This window comes from Aeromonas sp. 600774 (assembly GCF_049175075.1).
GTDB classification, from domain to species: domain Bacteria; phylum Pseudomonadota; class Gammaproteobacteria; order Enterobacterales; family Aeromonadaceae; genus Aeromonas; species Aeromonas veronii_A.
This window is the reverse complement of record NZ_JAAKUJ010000018.1, coordinates 52,247-66,560: the sequence shown is the minus strand read 5'-3', so window position 1 is coordinate 66,560 and position 14,314 is coordinate 52,247. Positions and strand designations below refer to the sequence as shown.

Below are 14,314 nucleotides of genomic sequence, written 5' to 3'. Positions count from 1 at the left end.
TAATAACTGAGTGGCGGACCCTGTGTCACACGTCATTAAACTCATTTAAATCCCAAAACTGTGCCTGAGGCACCATTTTAGTTTCAGCAGAGATTGGTATAGTGGGCTGAAGGATCGGTAAGGAGAACCCCCATGAGTGGAACAACCTATTACAAGCATATTCTAGCCGCGATCGACCTCTCTGAAGACAACCGCAAGGTGATCGACAAGGCGGTGGACAGAGCCCGCTCCAACGGCGCCAAGCTGTCGGTTATCCATGTCGATGTGGACCTCAAGGATCTCTACACCGAGATGATCGATATCGACATCGACAACGTGCAGGATCAGGTGATCGCCGAAGCGAAAGAGAAGCTGGAGGCATTTCTGGCCTCGGTGGACTACCCCATCGAGAAGAAGCTGGTCATCTGCGGCGATCTGAGCGAGCGGGTCAATCAGGCGGTCAAGGAGTACGAGATCGATCTGCTGGTATGCGGCCATCGCCAGAGCTTCTGGAGCCTGCTCACCTCGAGCGCCCGTCAGCTGATGAATACCGTGCCCTGCGATCTGCTGGTCGTTCCCTTGCAGAAGTGATCAAACAGGCGTAGTGTGATTTGCCATGAATATGACCTCATTCAATCACAACTACTGGTGGTGCTGCTCTTAAACAGGCGGCACCGCGTTTCTATTGTAAATTTCCCAAAGAAAACACCGTGACCGCCGAGAGGCGGTCAACTGTTTTTATCCCTTTGTCGCCTCCCGGCTCACCCAACTGGAGAGAGTGACATGCACAACCCCGTTATCCTGACTGGCGATCGTCCCACCGGCAAACTGCACATCGGCCACTATGTCGGTTCCCTGCGCCAGCGCGTCGAAGCCCAGCACCACTACCGTCAATTCGTGATGATCGCCGATCTGCAGGCGCTGACCGACAACGGCCACAACCCGGCCAAGGTGACCGACAACGTGCTGGAGGTAATGGCCGACTATCTGGCGGTCGGCCTCGACCCGGCCAAGACCACCTTCTGTCTGCAAAGCGCCCTGCCCGCCCTCGCCGAGCTCACCTGCTACTACCTCAATTTGGTCAGCGTCGCCCGACTGGAACGCAACCCCACCGTCAAGGCGGAGATCCAGCAAAAAGGGTTTGAACGCACACTGCCGGCCGGTTTTCTGGTTTATCCGGTGAGTCAGGCAGCCGACATCACCGCCTTTCGCGCCAGCCATGTGCCGGTCGGGGAAGATCAGCTGCCGATGCTGGAGCAGACCAACGAGATCGTCCGCCGCTTCAACTCTCTGGTAGGCAAAGAGGTGCTGACCGAATGCCAGCCGATCCTGAGCGACACCGGCCGCCTGCCCGGCATCGACGGCAAGGCCAAGATGTCCAAATCCCTCGGCAACACCATAGAGCTCGGCATGTCGGCGGAAGAGGTCAAACAGGCAGTGTTCGCCATGTATACCGACCCCAACCACCTCAAGGTGAGCGATCCGGGTCAGGTGGAGGGAAATACGGTGTTCGCCTATCTCGATGCCTTCCATCCCGACAAGGAGCTGGTCGCCGAGATGAAGGCGCACTACCGGTGCGGCGGACTGGGGGACATGCGATGCAAGCAGGTGCTCAACGACTGCCTGCAAACCCTGCTCGCCCCGATGCGGGAGCGCCGTGCCGCGGCCATCGCCGACAAGAAGATGCTGCTGGAGCTGCTCTATCAGGGCACCGAGCAGGCTCGCATCATCACCGATGAGGTATTGGCTGAGGTGAAAAGCGCCATGGGGCTCGACTACTTCGCCAACATCCGCTGAGCGGGAGTCCCGAGTGCATCGTCGCCATAGAGATCGAACACCAGCTGGTGCAACAGGCTCTTGAACCAGCCGATCGCCTCGTCGTGGGCGGTCAGCGGGTGCCCCGCCATCAGGTAGACGATCGGGATGGCAGGGTCGAGCTGGTGCATCCGCAGCGGGTAGTAGCGGCAGAAGTGGCGCCCGATCATCTCGGGCACCACCACCAGATAGCGGCCGGTCGCCATCAGCGGCGGCACCGCCATAAAGCTCGGCAACCGCACGCCCAGCTCCCGCTCCACCCCGAAACGGGCCAGCCAGAGCTCCACCATCGCCTGACTGTGACCCCAGCTGGAGGTATGTATGTGGGGGCGGCTCACCAGCTCGACCGGGGTCAGCACATCGGGCAACTCGCTGCCGAGCGGCGACAGGCAGACCAGCGGGTTGTTGAACCACTCCTCCCGCCACAAACGGGGTGAGAGATGATTCGCCCCGGCGAAACCGATCACCAGATCCAGCTCACCTTTTTCCAACTCCCGCTCGTAGTCGCTGTCCGCCAGCTCGCACACCTCAAGGCGACAGTGAGGGGCCTGCCGATGGAGTCTGTCCACCAGCACCGGCACCAGCCCGTGCTCCACCGAGCCCGGAGTGGCGATGCGGAAAATCCGCCGCGCAGTGGCGGGATCAAACCCTTTGGCCTGCCGCAATCCCTGTTCCAGCATCGCCAGCGCCTGGCGAACCGGCCCGGCCAGCGCCTTGGCCCGCTCGGTCGGCATCATCTCGCGCCGACTCATCACGAACAGCGGGTCATCCAGCGCCACCCGCAGCCGCCCCAAGGCGTGACTGACGGTGGATTGGGAGAGATGCAGCCGTTCGGCGGCACGGGTGACGTTGCGCTCCTGCATCAGCATGTCGAATACGGCGAGCAGGTTGAGGTCGAGACGGGCGAGCGAGCTATCCATCGATATTTGCCATAGTTAAATGCCAACAATTCATTTTTACCATAGTAACAGATTGCCTAGAATGCGCTGGCTTAATACATCGGAGATTCAAATGCGTAGCTATCTGTTATTGCTGGCCATTGGCCTGCTGTGGGGTTCCCAGTTCATTTTCATGCACCAGGCCGTCGCCGAGTTGCCCCCCATTCTGGTGGCTGCCGGTCGTGCCCTGTGCGGCAGCCTGACCCTGGGTCTGCTCTGCCTGTTCATGCGGCTCAAGAGTGAGCACACCCCGTGGCGCACCTATATGCTGATCGCCCTGCTGGATGCCACCATCCCCTTCATCATGGTCGCCTGGGGCCAACAGTATGTGGATAGCGCCATCGCTGCCGTGGTCATGGGTTGTATCCCGTTTGTGACCATTCTGGCTGCACCGCTGTTTATTTCTGGTGAAAGAATCACCAAAACCGGTCTGCTTTCCGTGATCATCGGCTTTGCCGGTGTACTCACCCTGTTCTGGCCGAAACTCTCCCAGGGCATGAACGCCGGCCTGCTCGGTGCCATCGCCATCCTGCTGGGTGCCAGCTGCTTCGCCATCGGCCTGCTGATGATCAAGCGCTTTGCCAAGGACCATCCGGTCGTGGTCGCCCGCAATATCCTGATCTCCTCGGCAATCCAGTTGCTGCTGGTCGCCCCATTCATGGTTGATCTCGGCAGCCTGACCCTGCCGAGCACCCAGGCCCTGAGCGCGATCACTGTACTGGGTACCCTCTGTACCGGTCTGGTCTACTTCCTCTACATGGCGCTGATCCAGAAGGCTGGCCCGACGTTCGCCTCCTTCAGCAACTATCTGGTACCGCTGTTCGGCGTGGTGCTGGGTGCCCTGTTCCTCGGCGAGCAGATCCACCCCACTACAGGTGTTGCTCTGGCACTGATCCTCGGCTCGGTAGCCATGAACCAGTGGGCGCAACAGCGTCGCATGCAGCGCGAGGTCTCCCTATGTCAGGCATCCTGACCACACTGTGCGGTGGTCTGGTACTGATTGCCGGCTGGCAATATCGCCAGCGACTGGCCGGGATCCTGGGCCTGCTGATGGTACTGCTGCCCTGGTTCTTCGATAGCAAGCTGCAAGCCATGCTTAGCTATGCCCTGAATGCCTGAAGTCCATCTCTGAATGTGTGACGAGAGTCTATCTCTCCTGTTTTTGGGACTGTTTTAAAAAACCTCCGATTTGTCCCCCGCTACCGGCGCTCTGCGCCGGTTTTTTTATGCCTGCCAGCCGGCGTCAGATCAGATAGCGATAGCTGAGTCGCTCGTTCTTGCGCGGCCCGGTGATCTGCCAGCTCAGCAGAAAACCGCCGTCGCTCTCGGTCAACTCGGCGCTGTAGTGATCCGCCCCGCATAGATGGGGTTCGGCGGTCAGCCAGCGGCCATCCCCCTGCGGCAGCAGCTCGAACAGTTCGACCGGCGCCTCATAACGCAGATGGGAGAGACGGATCCCCCGTTCACTGCGCTGCCACCAGAAGCGGTTATGCATGGCGAGTTCCCTGCCATGAGGCGTGATGTAACAGCCCTGCTCGTTAAATAGCCAGCCCCCCTGATGATCGGTCACCGCCACAACCCCCTCGCCGCGACCATTCCAGTCGGTCGCCGACCCCTCGCCATTGCTGGCGGTGAAGCCAAATGCTCCGACCTGTGGCAATCGTGCCCATAAACGCTGGATTGCAGCTTCCATCTCGGCCATCATAGCCCCCTTAAAATTGACAACTGACGATAAATCAAACACATGAACTACTTGATAGGGGTCACCCTGCTCTGGTCATTCTCCTTCAGCCTGATCGGGGTCTACCTCGCTGGCCAGGTGGATGCCTACTTCTCGGTGCTGACCCGCATCGCCCTCGCCAGTCTGGTGTTTCTGCCCTTCCTGCGCCGCCGCTGGCTGCGCCCCGATCTGGCGGCCAAGCTGATGGCGCTGGGCGCCATCCAGCTCGGCATCATGTATCTCTTCTACTACCACTCCTTTCTGCTGCTGACGGTGCCGGAAGTGCTGGTCTTTACCATCTTCACTCCCATCTACGTCACCCTGCTGCACGACCTGCTGGAAGGGCGCTTCAAGCCCACCTATCTGTGGGGCGCCCTGCTGGCAGTGATCGGGGCTGCCGTCATCCGTTTCGATGGCCTGACCGAAAGCTATGTGCTGGGATTTCTGGTGGTGCAGGGGGCCAACCTCTGTTTCGCCCTGGGTCAGGTGGGCTACAAGGTACTGCTGGCGCGGGAGGCGGAGCAACCGCCACAACTGGCGGTGTTCGGCTGCTTCTATCTGGGAGCGCTGGTGATCGCATTGCCCGCCTGGTGGCTGCTGGGCAAGCCGCAATATCCGACGTCAGGGTTGCAGTGGGGCATTCTGCTCTGGCTGGGGGTGGGTGCCTCCGGCCTCGGCTACTTCCTCTGGAACAAGGGGGCAACGCTGGTCACCAGTGGGGTGCTGGCCATCATGAACAATGCTCTCATTCCGGCCGGCTTGCTGGTCAATCTGCTGCTCTGGGGCAAGGATACCGACCTGACCCGGCTGACCATCGGCGGCCTGCTGATGCTGGCCTCGCTCTGGGTCTGCCAGCGTGACAAGCGCGGCCAACCCTGACCACACTCAGCCGACGACCGTGTTGTGCTCCCGTCTGGCCTGACTGTGACAGCTGGCCAGCCGGGCCAGCAGATGATCAAGCTGCTCGCCAGCCTGACTCTGCACCAGCCCGATGCTGACGGTGACCGGCCGCTGTGACAGCAGGCTGGCATCGGCAATCTCGAGGCGCAGCCGCTCGGCGATCTCCAGCGCACTCATCCGCTCGGTCTGGGAGAGCATCAGGATAAAACCATCCTGATCCCAGCGGGCGAAGGGATCTTCCCGCCGCAGCTCGTGGCGCACGATACGCGCCAACTTGGCCAGCATGGCATCGCAAGCTGCTTCGCCAAACAGTTGCTGGATTTTGGCCATGTGATCGACCGAGAACTGCAGCAGGCTGAAAGTCCCGCTCTCGGTCGCCAGCCGCTCCTCCAGCAGTTGCTCGAAACGGCCACGACTCTCCAGACCGGTCAGCGGATCGGTGCCGTGCCGCTCTTCCACCAGCACCACGGCGGGATCGAGATGGCGCACCACGCCAAATAGATGACCCCGCTCGTCACGACGCATCCGCTCTTCCAGCCGGATGTAGTGGCCGTGGTGGTGAAGAATGCGGTATTCGAGGCGCAGACCACTGCTGCGGCCACTCTGACAGGCGAGCAGGGCATCTTCCAGCCGGGCAACATCGTCGGGGTGAACCCGATCCAGCCAGCCGAGATCATCCGGCCAGCTCTCTCCCAATCCCAGCAATCGCAGGCAGGAGGGATCACGCTGTAGTCCATGTTGGGCTGACCAAGTCCAGATCCCCGCCTCCAGCAGCGCCATGGCATCAGACAGCAGACCCGGATCAAGCCGGGCAGTCACATCGACCAAAGGTGTCTTGAGCATTTCCATGGGGCGCCTCGAAACAGGATCTGAATACCTGCTCAATAAGTAACATTGGCGTTCACGCCGAGCAACAGGGTCAGAGCGCTTTTCCCTGATACCCGTTCATCAAGGTCTGCCAGTTCTCCGGTACGAAGTGGAAACTGGTATGCATTTGAGACTCTTTATTGAATGAACGAAGCAAGCGTTCCAGATTGGCCTTCTGCCATTCGCCGGGGGAACGGATCGCACCCTTGTCAAAATCGATCACCCACACCTTGCCCTCTTTATCGAGCAGCAGGTTGTGGCTGTTGAGATCGGCGTGATAGACCCCGGCATCGTGCAGCTGGCGCACCGTCTGGCCTATCTTGTGCCACACCTCGGTCGCCACCGGCCCCTGCTTGAGCAGCGCCACCATATCCTTGGCACCGCGAATTCGCTCGATCAGGATATCGGCACGATAGAATGGGCCCTGTTTGACCATGCGGGCACCAAACGGACGTGGCACCGGCAGCCCCAGCTCGCACAGCTTGGCCAGCAGGGTGTATTCGGCCATGGCGCGGCTCGACTCGACCCCTTCAAACCAGAAACGATCCCGCACCACCTTGCCCACCATGCCGCCACGATAGTAGTGGCGCAGCACCAGATGGCGGGACTCATCCTTGACGAACCAGGTCACTCCCCGTCCGATGGAGGTCCCCACCACCTGACGGTTGTTCTGCCACCAGGCAGGATCGAATAACTGGGGAGAAGGGTCGCGAAAGGCCCCTTCGGCATACCAGCAGATCTGGTTGTGTTCGGTCTGTACTCGCATCGTGGAGATCCCGCTCGGTGGGTCATGGATCGCAATTTTTCAATTGGCGATGAGGCTGCCGCTCTGGCATGCCCGCAATAGTGGCCTTTAATCAACGACGTGCAGAAACAGGTCATGGCGCTGGGCCCGGCCTATCCTGGCTGACGATTGTGCGCAATTTTACAATCCAGAGGGGAGTTTGCATAATGCCATCCACCCTTTTTGCCAGCCGTGCGCCACAACATGCCGCTATTTCAAACGCCCCCCTCCTCCATCTGTATCCTGCGGCTCTCCGCCATCGGGGATTGCTGCCACGCACTGGCGCTGGTGCGCGTCATCCAGCGGGAGTGGCCACAGACCCGCATCACCTGGATCACCGGCAAAATCGAGGCAACCCTGTTTGCCGATCTGCCCGGCGTCGAGGTGATCCCCTTCGACAAGAGCAAGGGATGGCGCGGCTATCGCGATCTCTGGCAGACCCTCAAGGGGCGCAATTTCGATGCCCTGCTCCACCTGCAGGCAGCGATGCGAGCCAGCATCGCCACCCTCGGCATCAAGGCCAAGGTCAGACTCGGGTTTGATCGGGAACGGGCCAACGACGGCCAGTGGCTGTTCACCAACCACAAAGTGCCTTCGCCTGCCTCCCCCCACGTGCTGGACGGTTTCCTCGCTTTCGCCAAAGAGCTCGGCATCAAGGATCTGACCCCGGACTGGCAACTGCCCATCAGCGCCGAACATCAGGCGTGGGCAAAGGAGAAGATTGGCGGTAAACCGACTCTGCTTATCTGCGCAGCCGCCAGCAAGGCGTTCAAGAACTGGACTGCCGCAGGCTATGCCGCGCTGGCAGATCACGCCGCCAACAAGGGCTTTCAGGTCTATCTATGTGGCGGGCCTGCCAAACTGGAGCGGGATCTGGCCGCCGAGATCCGGCAACTCAGCCAGAGCAAGCCGGTCGATCTGGTGGGGCAGACCAACCTCAAGCAGCTGCTGGCGCTGATTGGCGAGGCGAGTCTGGTACTGGCCCCCGATACCGGCCCAACCCATATGGCCACCATTGTCGGCACGCCGGTGATCGGCCTCTATGCTCACCACAATCCGGCGCGTACAGGCCCATATCTCTGCCGCGACTACGTGGTCAGCGTCTATCAGGAGCTGGTCGAGCAGGAGACCGGCAAGCCGCTGGCCGAATTGAGCTGGCGCACCCGCCTCAAGGATCCGGAGGCCATGCGAAAAATCACCAGCGAGCAGGTGATCGCCGCCTTCGACCACCTCTGTGCAGATCGTCAGCTGCCGTAATGACAGGGCACCTCGGGAATTCCGAGCCATCAGGCAGGGATAACCTGATAGCCTCTGCCCTCAGCCAAAGGCACAATGCAGGCTGATGTGGGTTACGCTCCCGCAGCAAGCTACGAATACTTTGATCGGCTGGAATATGATTCCGGCCGTTTTTTTATTCGCCGCATTCTGGTAAAATTCGCCGCCTTTACATCCTCCTGACTCAAGAGTTTTCCGCGTTTTGCGTTTGGCTGTCTCCCTTTCGGGCACAAGACGGCGGTCTCTGCTACAACCAAAACAGCGGTTTCGATTAAAGGTAATAATATGGCGCAACAAGGCACTCTCTATATCATCTCCTCTCCGAGCGGCGCGGGTAAATCCAGTCTGCTCAATGCCTTGCTGACCAACCACAATCAAGCTGGCAAGATGCAGCTGTCGGTTTCCCACACCACTCGCGCCACCCGCCCGGGCGAAGAGCACGGCGTCCACTACCACTTCGTCCAGGTGGAAGAGTTCAAGGCGCTGATCGAACGCGGTGATTTTCTGGAGTGGGCCGAAGTGTTCGGCAACTACTACGGCACCTCACGCGCCGCCATCGAAGCCTGTCTGGCCAAGGGGATCGACGTATTCCTCGACATCGACTGGCAAGGTGCCCGCCAGATCCGCGAGCAGATGCCGACCAAATCCATTTTCATCCTGCCCCCCAGCCGCGAAGAGCTGGAACGCCGCCTGATTGGGCGCGGTCAGGACAGCGCCGAAGTGATTGCCGGCCGGATGGCGAAAGCCATTGCCGAAATGGTGCACTACGACGAGTATGACTATGTCATTATCAATGAAGACTTCGAGCAGGCGCTGTTCCAGCTCAGGTCCATTATTGAGTGCCAACGGCTGGAGATGCGTCACCAGCAACAGGCTCAAAAAAACTTGCTGCAACAGCTACTGGCAGAGTAAGCCAAAAACAAGTAAACTTTTGCGTCATTTTTAAACACTGCTTTTCTAAATACAGAAAGCCCAAACACTGGAGTCCTGCATGGCACGCGTTACTGTAGAAGATGCTGTAAAACAGGTAGGTAACCGTTTTGACCTGGTGCTGGTCGCCGCGCGCCGCGCTCGTCAAATCGCGGTACAAGGCAAAGATCCCCTGGTCGACGAAGAGAACGACAAGCCGACTGTGATCGCCCTGCGTGAGATCGAGCTGGGTCTGGTGAACAATCAAGTGATGGACACCCAGGACCGCTACGAACAGCAAGAGCAGGAAGCCGCCGAGCTGGCTGCCGTTGCTGCCATCGCCGAAGGCCGCGGTTAAGTTATTCCTCCGGTTGGCACCCGCCCGGGTGCCGACTGTTCATCCCCATTTACAACCGCTCGAAAACCTCGCAAACTCAGGGCTATACCCTCAATTCCACGAATTGCCGTTTCACCGCTGCGGGGACTGTCTTGTATTTATTTGAAAACCTTAAAGAAATAGCCAGTTCCTACCTGCCACCAGAGCAGGTTGAGAAGCTCAAGCAAGCCTATGTGGTGGCCCGTGATGCCCACCAGGGTCAGATGCGTTCCAGTGGCGAACCCTACATCACCCACCCTGTTGCCGTTGCCCGAATCCTGGGCGACATGCGCCTCGATCATGAAACCCTGATGGCCGCCGTGCTGCACGATGTCATCGAGGATACTCCGATCACCAAGGCCGATCTGGCCGAACAGTTTGGCGATGCGGTCGCCGAGCTGGTGGCCGGGGTCTCCAAGCTCGACAAGCTGAAGTTTCGCGATCGCAAAGAGGCTCAGGCCGAGAACTTCCGCAAGATGGTGATGGCGATGACCCAGGATATCCGGGTCATTCTGATCAAGCTGGCCGACCGCACCCACAATATGCGCACCTTGGGCTCGCTGCGGCCGGACAAGCGCCGCCGCATTGCCCGGGAAACCCTCGAAATCTTCGCCCCAATAGCCAACCGCCTCGGTATTCACACCATGAAGAACGAGCTGGAAGAGCTGGGCTTCGAGGCGCTCTATCCGATGCGATCGCGGGTATTGCGCGAATCGGTGCGCCGCGCCCGTGGCAATCGCCGCGAGATCATCGACTCCATCCAGAGCGAAATCAGCGGTCGCCTGAAAGAGGCGGGGATCGAACATCAGGTCAGTGGCCGCGAGAAGAATCTGTTCTCCATCTACAACAAAATGGAGAAAAAAGAGCTGCAATTTCATGAGGTAATGGATATCTACGCCTTTCGGGTCAAGGTGAAGGACATAGATACCTGTTACCGGGTGCTGGGGCAGATGCACAGCCTCTACAAACCGCGCCCCGGCCGCTTCAAGGATTACATCGCCATCCCAAAGACAAACGGCTACCAGTCGCTGCACACCTCGCTGGTGGGGCCGCACGGGGTACCGGTCGAGGTGCAAATTCGCACCGAGTTCATGGATCAGATGGCCGACAAAGGGGTTGCTGCCCACTGGGCCTACAAGCAGGATGGCGACAGCTCGGGCACCACGGCCCAGATCCGCGCCCAGCGCTGGATGCAGAGCCTGCTGGAATTGCAGCAGAGCGCCGGCAGCTCCTTTGAATTTATCGAAGGGGTCAAAACCGACCTCTTCCCCGACGAGATCTACGTGTTCACGCCGGAGGGACGCATCATGGAGCTGCCCGCTGGCGCCACGCCGGTGGACTTTGCCTATACGGTGCACACCGACATCGGCCACGCCTGCGTCGGTTCGCGGGTCGACCGCCACCCCTACCCGCTCAGCAGCCCGCTACACTCGGGCCAGACGGTGGAGATCATCACGGCGCCGGGGGCTCGCCCCAATGCAGCCTGGCTCAACTTCGTGGTGACCACCAAGGCTCGCTCCAAGATCCGCCAGTTCCTCAAGAACCTGCGCACCGAAGAGTCGGTGGTGCTGGGTCGCCGCCTGCTCAACCATGCGCTGGGCGCCAAGAATATCGAAGACATCCCCGAGCCGCGCATCAAGCAGGTGCTCGCCGATACCAAACATGAGAATCTGCAGGGACTGCTGGCCGATGTGGGCCTCGGCAACGCCATGAGTGTCATGGTGGCGCGCCGCATGCTGGGGGATGAACTGCCGCCGGAAGAGCAACCCAAGTCCAGCAGCAAGAAGATGCCGATCAAGGGTGCCGACGGCATGCTGGTCACCTTCGCCAACTGCTGCCGCCCCATCCCGGGAGATGCCATTATCGCCCATATCAGTCCGGGCAAGGGTCTGGTGATCCACCAGGAAGCCTGCCGCAACATCAAGGGCTACAGCAAGGAGCCGGACAAGTACCTGCCAGTGCAGTGGGAAGTGGACAAGGAGCAGGAGCAGGAGTTCCGCACCGGTATCAGCATCGAGATCATCAACCATCAGGGTGCGCTGGCCGAGCTGGCCAACGTGATTGCCGCCACCGGCGCCAACATTCACGCCATCAGCACCGAAGAGAAGGATGGCCGGGTCTATCAGGTCAGCCTGCTCATCACAACCAAGAGCCGCATCCACCTGGCCAACATCATGCGCAAGATCCGCGTGATGCCCAACGTGCTCAAGGTGAGCCGACAGAAGAACTGAACACAGGCGGCGCAAGCCGCCTGCTGCTTTTATAGAGACAAGCCATGACCCCCGAACGCTTCAAGCGCATCACCGACATGCTGGCCCAGCGTCAGCTCGATTTGACCGTCTGCATGGAAGAGGTCCATAAACCCCACAATCTGGCCGCCATCGTGCGTACCGCCGATGCCATCGGCATCCACCGGGTACACGCCGTCTGGCCCAAAACCTGGATCCACAAGCGCAAGGGCACCGCCCGCGGCAGCCAGAACTGGGTGGATGTAAAACTGCACCCGGACATCGGCAGCGCCGTTGCCGAGCTGAAAGCCTCCGGCATGCAGATCCTGGCGACTCACCTCTCCGACAGCTCCGTCGATTTTCGCGCTATCGACTACACCAAACCGACCGCCATTCTGGTGGGTCAGGAGAAACACGGCATCGGTGAAGAGGCGCTGGCGCTGGCCGACCACCATATCGTCATTCCCATGGTGGGCATGGTGCAGTCCCTCAACGTCTCGGTGGCTGCCGCCGCCATCCTCTACGAAGCGCAGCGTCAGCGCGAGCTGGCCGGTTGCTATCAGCGCGGCTGCCCGCTCACGCTGGAGGAGCAGAACAGCATCCTGTTCGAGGGGGGTTATCCTATCTATGCCCAGCTCTGCAAAGAGAAAGAAATGCCCTACCCCCAGCTCGGCCCGGCCGGTGAAATTCTGGCGGACGAAGAGTGGTGGCAGCGGATGCAGCTGACCCGCAAAGGGTGGGCGCAGCAGAGCGAGCAGGACGACCTACAGGAGGAGTGATGGAGAACCCTTTTGGCAGCTGGCTGGAATCGCAAATCATCCGGGATCACCTGACCAACCCGAACATAGAGGCCGGCGACTACAGCTACTACTCCGGCTACTACCACGGCAAGCCGTTCGAGGATCACTGCGTCCGTTACCTGCTCGGCGATGGCTCGACCCGCGACACCTGGGAGAGCAGCCTCTGGGGCGAGGTGGATCGGCTGATCATCGGCAAGTTCTGCTCCATCGGCTCGGGCGCCACCTTCATGCTGGCGGGCAATCAGGGCCACCGGCTGGATTGGGTTTCCACCTTCCCGTTCAACCCCGACACCTTTGGCGAAGGGGCCCGCAGCGGCTTTCTGCGCAAGGGAGACACCCGGATTGGCAACGATGTCTGGATCGGCTCGGAAGCGATGATCATGCCCGGCATCACCATAGGTGACGGCGCCGTCATCGCCACCCGCGCCGTGGTGACCAGGGATGTGGCCCCTTACACCATAGTCGGCGGCAACCCGGCCCAACCGATCCGCCGCCGTTTCAGCGATGAGCAGATCCTCATGCTGCAAGAGATGCAGTGGTGGGACTGGCCCCTGCCCCGCTTGCAAGCCAGCATGGCGCTACTCTGCTCGGGGGATATCGCCGCCCTTTATCACCATTGGCAACAGGAGTGTGCCTGATGAAACCCCTCTCTCTTTCCCTGTTGGCCCTGACCCTGTTTTCTGCCGGAGCCCTTGCCGTGACCAATACCTATCAGCTCACCAGCGAAGCCGATGTACCCAGCCTCTACCAGCAAACCCTGCCCGACTTCTGGCGCCAGCATGCGGTGGAAGGAGAGTTTAAGGGCAAGGATGGCGTAACCATCCGCTATGCCGCGCTACGGCAAGCCAAGGTCGATCGCGCCATCCTGATCGTCAATGGCAGGGTCGAGAGCTACCTCAAGTATCAGGAGCTGGCGTGGGATCTCTGGCGTCAGGGCTACAGCCTCTATCTCATCGACCATCGTGGTCAGGGGATGTCCGACCGGATGCTGAATGACCCGCAGAAGGGATATGTCGACCAGTTCGACGATTATGTGGTCGATCTCAAGCAGTTTCACGACCAGATAATCATGGCGGACCAGCCTGCAAAGCTGTTCCTGCTGGCCCACTCCATGGGCGGCGCCATCTCGGCCCGCTATCTGGAACGCTGGCCCGATGATATCAAGGCGGCCGTGCTCTCCTCCCCCATGCTGGGCATCAATCTCGGCGGTCTGCCCAAGTGGCTGGCCAAGGGATTGGCGAGCACCATAGGCACGGTCGGCGGCTGGCTTGGCGAGCCTCCCTACGGCCCCGGTCAGGGCGCCTATCAGGATCACGGCTTTGCCGATAACGAGCTGACTCACAGCCAGCCCCGCTATCAAGCCTTCCGCCAAATCTACGAGCAGCACCCGCAGATCAAGCTGGGTGGCGCGACTGCCCACTGGATTTATCAGGGGATCACCGGTGCCGATGCCGCCATCGCCGATGCGGGCGCCATCAAAACCCCGCTGCTGGTGCTGCAAGCTGGCAACGACAGCGTGGTGGACAATGCCGCGCAGGAACGCTTCTGCACCATTGCCAAGTGCGAAGGGGGCAAACCGCTGCGCATCGAGGGGGCCTGGCACGAACTGTTTATCGAATCCGATGACAAACGCCAGCCCGCCCTGACCGCGATGGTCGACTTTTTCGCCCGCTTCTGAGCTGGCTATTTTTTGTAACCCTAAATAAATGGGGTGACAGTGCGG

The 14,314-nt window shown here is 60.2% G+C and carries 16 protein-coding genes; 12 read left to right on the top strand and 4 right to left on the bottom strand.

The features are described from left to right. Positions 1 to 132 precede the first annotated feature (132 nt). Together G5171_RS18675 and trpS are read left to right on the top strand one after the other, a co-directional pair. A complete protein-coding gene (locus tag G5171_RS18675; RefSeq protein WP_005339229.1) occupies positions 133 to 570 on the top strand; it encodes a universal stress protein in 438 nt (145 codons plus the stop codon). Positions 571 to 762: 192 nt separating this feature from the next. Beyond that, entirely contained in the window at positions 763 to 1,776 is a 1,014-nt protein-coding gene (gene trpS, locus G5171_RS18670; protein WP_204381475.1) for a tryptophan--tRNA ligase, read from the top strand. Here the strand turns inward: trpS and G5171_RS18665 are convergent. Beyond that, the gene (locus tag G5171_RS18665) at positions 1,755 to 2,714 is read right to left on the bottom strand and encodes a LysR family transcriptional regulator (protein ID WP_058056572.1); all 960 of its coding nucleotides are present in this window, start codon (positions 2,712 to 2,714) and stop codon (positions 1,755 to 1,757) included. The genes trpS and G5171_RS18665 overlap by 22 nt on opposite strands. A 91-nt stretch (positions 2,715 to 2,805) precedes the next feature. Between G5171_RS18665 and G5171_RS18660 the strand changes: the two genes are divergently transcribed. Together G5171_RS18660 and G5171_RS18655 are read left to right on the top strand one after the other, a co-directional pair. Further along, positions 2,806 to 3,705, top strand: coding sequence for a DMT family transporter (locus tag G5171_RS18660; RefSeq protein ID WP_421260580.1), 900 nt, complete (start codon positions 2,806 to 2,808; stop codon positions 3,703 to 3,705). Then, positions 3,690 to 3,851 (top strand): hypothetical protein, encoded by a 162-nt coding sequence (locus tag G5171_RS18655; protein WP_005339236.1) that lies wholly within the window; start codon positions 3,690 to 3,692, stop codon positions 3,849 to 3,851. Before G5171_RS18660 ends, G5171_RS18655 begins: the two co-directional genes overlap by 16 nt. A gap of 124 nt (positions 3,852 to 3,975) precedes the next feature. Here G5171_RS18655 and G5171_RS18650 read toward each other — a convergent pair whose 3' ends face one another. Next, positions 3,976 to 4,434: a DUF6314 family protein gene (locus tag G5171_RS18650; protein ID WP_235655458.1), complete on the bottom strand. Its 459-nt coding sequence runs from the start codon at positions 4,432 to 4,434 to the stop codon at positions 3,976 to 3,978. 42 nt (positions 4,435 to 4,476) lie between these two features. Between G5171_RS18650 and G5171_RS18645 the strand changes: the two genes are divergently transcribed. Further along, positions 4,477 to 5,331 carry a carboxylate/amino acid/amine transporter gene (locus G5171_RS18645; protein WP_103252031.1) on the top strand — a complete coding sequence of 285 codons (855 nt, stop codon included), beginning with the start codon at positions 4,477 to 4,479 and terminating at the stop codon, positions 5,329 to 5,331. A gap of 6 nt (positions 5,332 to 5,337) precedes the next feature. Here the strand turns inward: G5171_RS18645 and G5171_RS18640 are convergent, their stop codons facing one another. After that, positions 5,338 to 6,201: a GGDEF domain-containing protein gene (locus G5171_RS18640; protein WP_421260579.1), complete on the bottom strand. Its 864-nt coding sequence runs from the start codon at positions 6,199 to 6,201 to the stop codon at positions 5,338 to 5,340. Between the two features lie 70 nt (positions 6,202 to 6,271). Further along, entirely contained in the window at positions 6,272 to 6,985 is a 714-nt protein-coding gene (locus G5171_RS18635; protein WP_335865798.1) for a 3-deoxy-D-manno-octulosonic acid kinase, read from the bottom strand. 222 nt (positions 6,986 to 7,207) lie between these two features. Between G5171_RS18635 and G5171_RS18630 the strand changes: the two genes are divergently transcribed. From G5171_RS18630 to G5171_RS18600, 7 genes are all read left to right on the top strand, one after another. Next, positions 7,208 to 8,260 (top strand): glycosyltransferase family 9 protein, encoded by a 1,053-nt coding sequence (locus G5171_RS18630; RefSeq protein ID WP_421251499.1) that lies wholly within the window; start codon positions 7,208 to 7,210, stop codon positions 8,258 to 8,260. A 303-nt stretch (positions 8,261 to 8,563) separates the two neighbouring features. Beyond that, entirely contained in the window at positions 8,564 to 9,190 is a 627-nt protein-coding gene (gene gmk, locus G5171_RS18625; RefSeq protein ID WP_005339253.1) for a guanylate kinase, read from the top strand. Positions 9,191 to 9,269: 79 nt separating this feature from the next. After that, positions 9,270 to 9,545, top strand: coding sequence for a DNA-directed RNA polymerase subunit omega (gene rpoZ / locus G5171_RS18620; RefSeq protein ID WP_005307060.1), 276 nt, complete (start codon positions 9,270 to 9,272; stop codon positions 9,543 to 9,545). Between the two features lie 131 nt (positions 9,546 to 9,676). Next, a complete protein-coding gene (gene spoT / locus G5171_RS18615) occupies positions 9,677 to 11,794 on the top strand; it encodes a bifunctional GTP diphosphokinase/guanosine-3',5'-bis pyrophosphate 3'-pyrophosphohydrolase (protein WP_421251498.1) in 2,118 nt (705 codons plus the stop codon). Positions 11,795 to 11,838: 44 nt separating this feature from the next. Beyond that, positions 11,839 to 12,570: a tRNA (guanosine(18)-2'-O)-methyltransferase TrmH gene (gene trmH, locus G5171_RS18610; protein ID WP_216979784.1), complete on the top strand. Its 732-nt coding sequence runs from the start codon at positions 11,839 to 11,841 to the stop codon at positions 12,568 to 12,570. After that, complete coding sequence (locus tag G5171_RS18605; RefSeq protein ID WP_421260578.1) at positions 12,570 to 13,229, top strand: CatB-related O-acetyltransferase; 660 nt, start codon at positions 12,570 to 12,572, stop codon at positions 13,227 to 13,229. The genes trmH and G5171_RS18605 overlap by 1 nt, the downstream gene beginning before the upstream one ends. Beyond that, entirely contained in the window at positions 13,229 to 14,269 is a 1,041-nt protein-coding gene (locus tag G5171_RS18600) for an alpha/beta fold hydrolase (protein ID WP_421260577.1), read from the top strand. The genes G5171_RS18605 and G5171_RS18600 overlap by 1 nt, the downstream gene beginning before the upstream one ends. Positions 14,270 to 14,314: the final 45 nt, after the last annotated feature.

Excerpts from the sequence above, each read along its gene's own strand:
- G5171_RS18605 (WP_421260578.1), top strand. The coding sequence starts at position 12,570 with ATGGAGAACCCTTTTGGCAGCTGGCTGGAATCGCAAATCATCCGGGAT.
- trmH (WP_216979784.1), top strand. The coding sequence starts at position 11,839 with ATGACCCCCGAACGCTTCAAGCGCATCACCGACATGCTGGCCCAGCGT.
- G5171_RS18635 (WP_335865798.1), bottom strand. The coding sequence starts at position 6,985 with ATGCGAGTACAGACCGAACACAACCAGATCTGCTGGTATGCCGAAGGG.
- G5171_RS18650 (WP_235655458.1), bottom strand. The coding sequence starts at position 4,434 with ATGGCCGAGATGGAAGCTGCAATCCAGCGTTTATGGGCACGATTGCCA.
- rpoZ (WP_005307060.1), top strand. The coding sequence starts at position 9,270 with ATGGCACGCGTTACTGTAGAAGATGCTGTAAAACAGGTAGGTAACCGT.
- G5171_RS18630 (WP_421251499.1), top strand. The coding sequence starts at position 7,208 with ATGCCGCTATTTCAAACGCCCCCCTCCTCCATCTGTATCCTGCGGCTC.
- G5171_RS18675 (WP_005339229.1), top strand. The coding sequence starts at position 133 with ATGAGTGGAACAACCTATTACAAGCATATTCTAGCCGCGATCGACCTC.
- gmk (WP_005339253.1), top strand. The coding sequence starts at position 8,564 with ATGGCGCAACAAGGCACTCTCTATATCATCTCCTCTCCGAGCGGCGCG.
- G5171_RS18660 (WP_421260580.1), top strand. The coding sequence starts at position 2,806 with ATGCGTAGCTATCTGTTATTGCTGGCCATTGGCCTGCTGTGGGGTTCC.
- trpS (WP_204381475.1), top strand. The coding sequence starts at position 763 with ATGCACAACCCCGTTATCCTGACTGGCGATCGTCCCACCGGCAAACTG.
- G5171_RS18645 (WP_103252031.1), top strand. The coding sequence starts at position 4,477 with ATGAACTACTTGATAGGGGTCACCCTGCTCTGGTCATTCTCCTTCAGC.
- G5171_RS18655 (WP_005339236.1), top strand. The coding sequence starts at position 3,690 with ATGTCAGGCATCCTGACCACACTGTGCGGTGGTCTGGTACTGATTGCC.
- G5171_RS18640 (WP_421260579.1), bottom strand. The coding sequence starts at position 6,201 with ATGGAAATGCTCAAGACACCTTTGGTCGATGTGACTGCCCGGCTTGAT.
- G5171_RS18665 (WP_058056572.1), bottom strand. The coding sequence starts at position 2,714 with ATGGATAGCTCGCTCGCCCGTCTCGACCTCAACCTGCTCGCCGTATTC.
- G5171_RS18600 (WP_421260577.1), top strand. The coding sequence starts at position 13,229 with ATGAAACCCCTCTCTCTTTCCCTGTTGGCCCTGACCCTGTTTTCTGCC.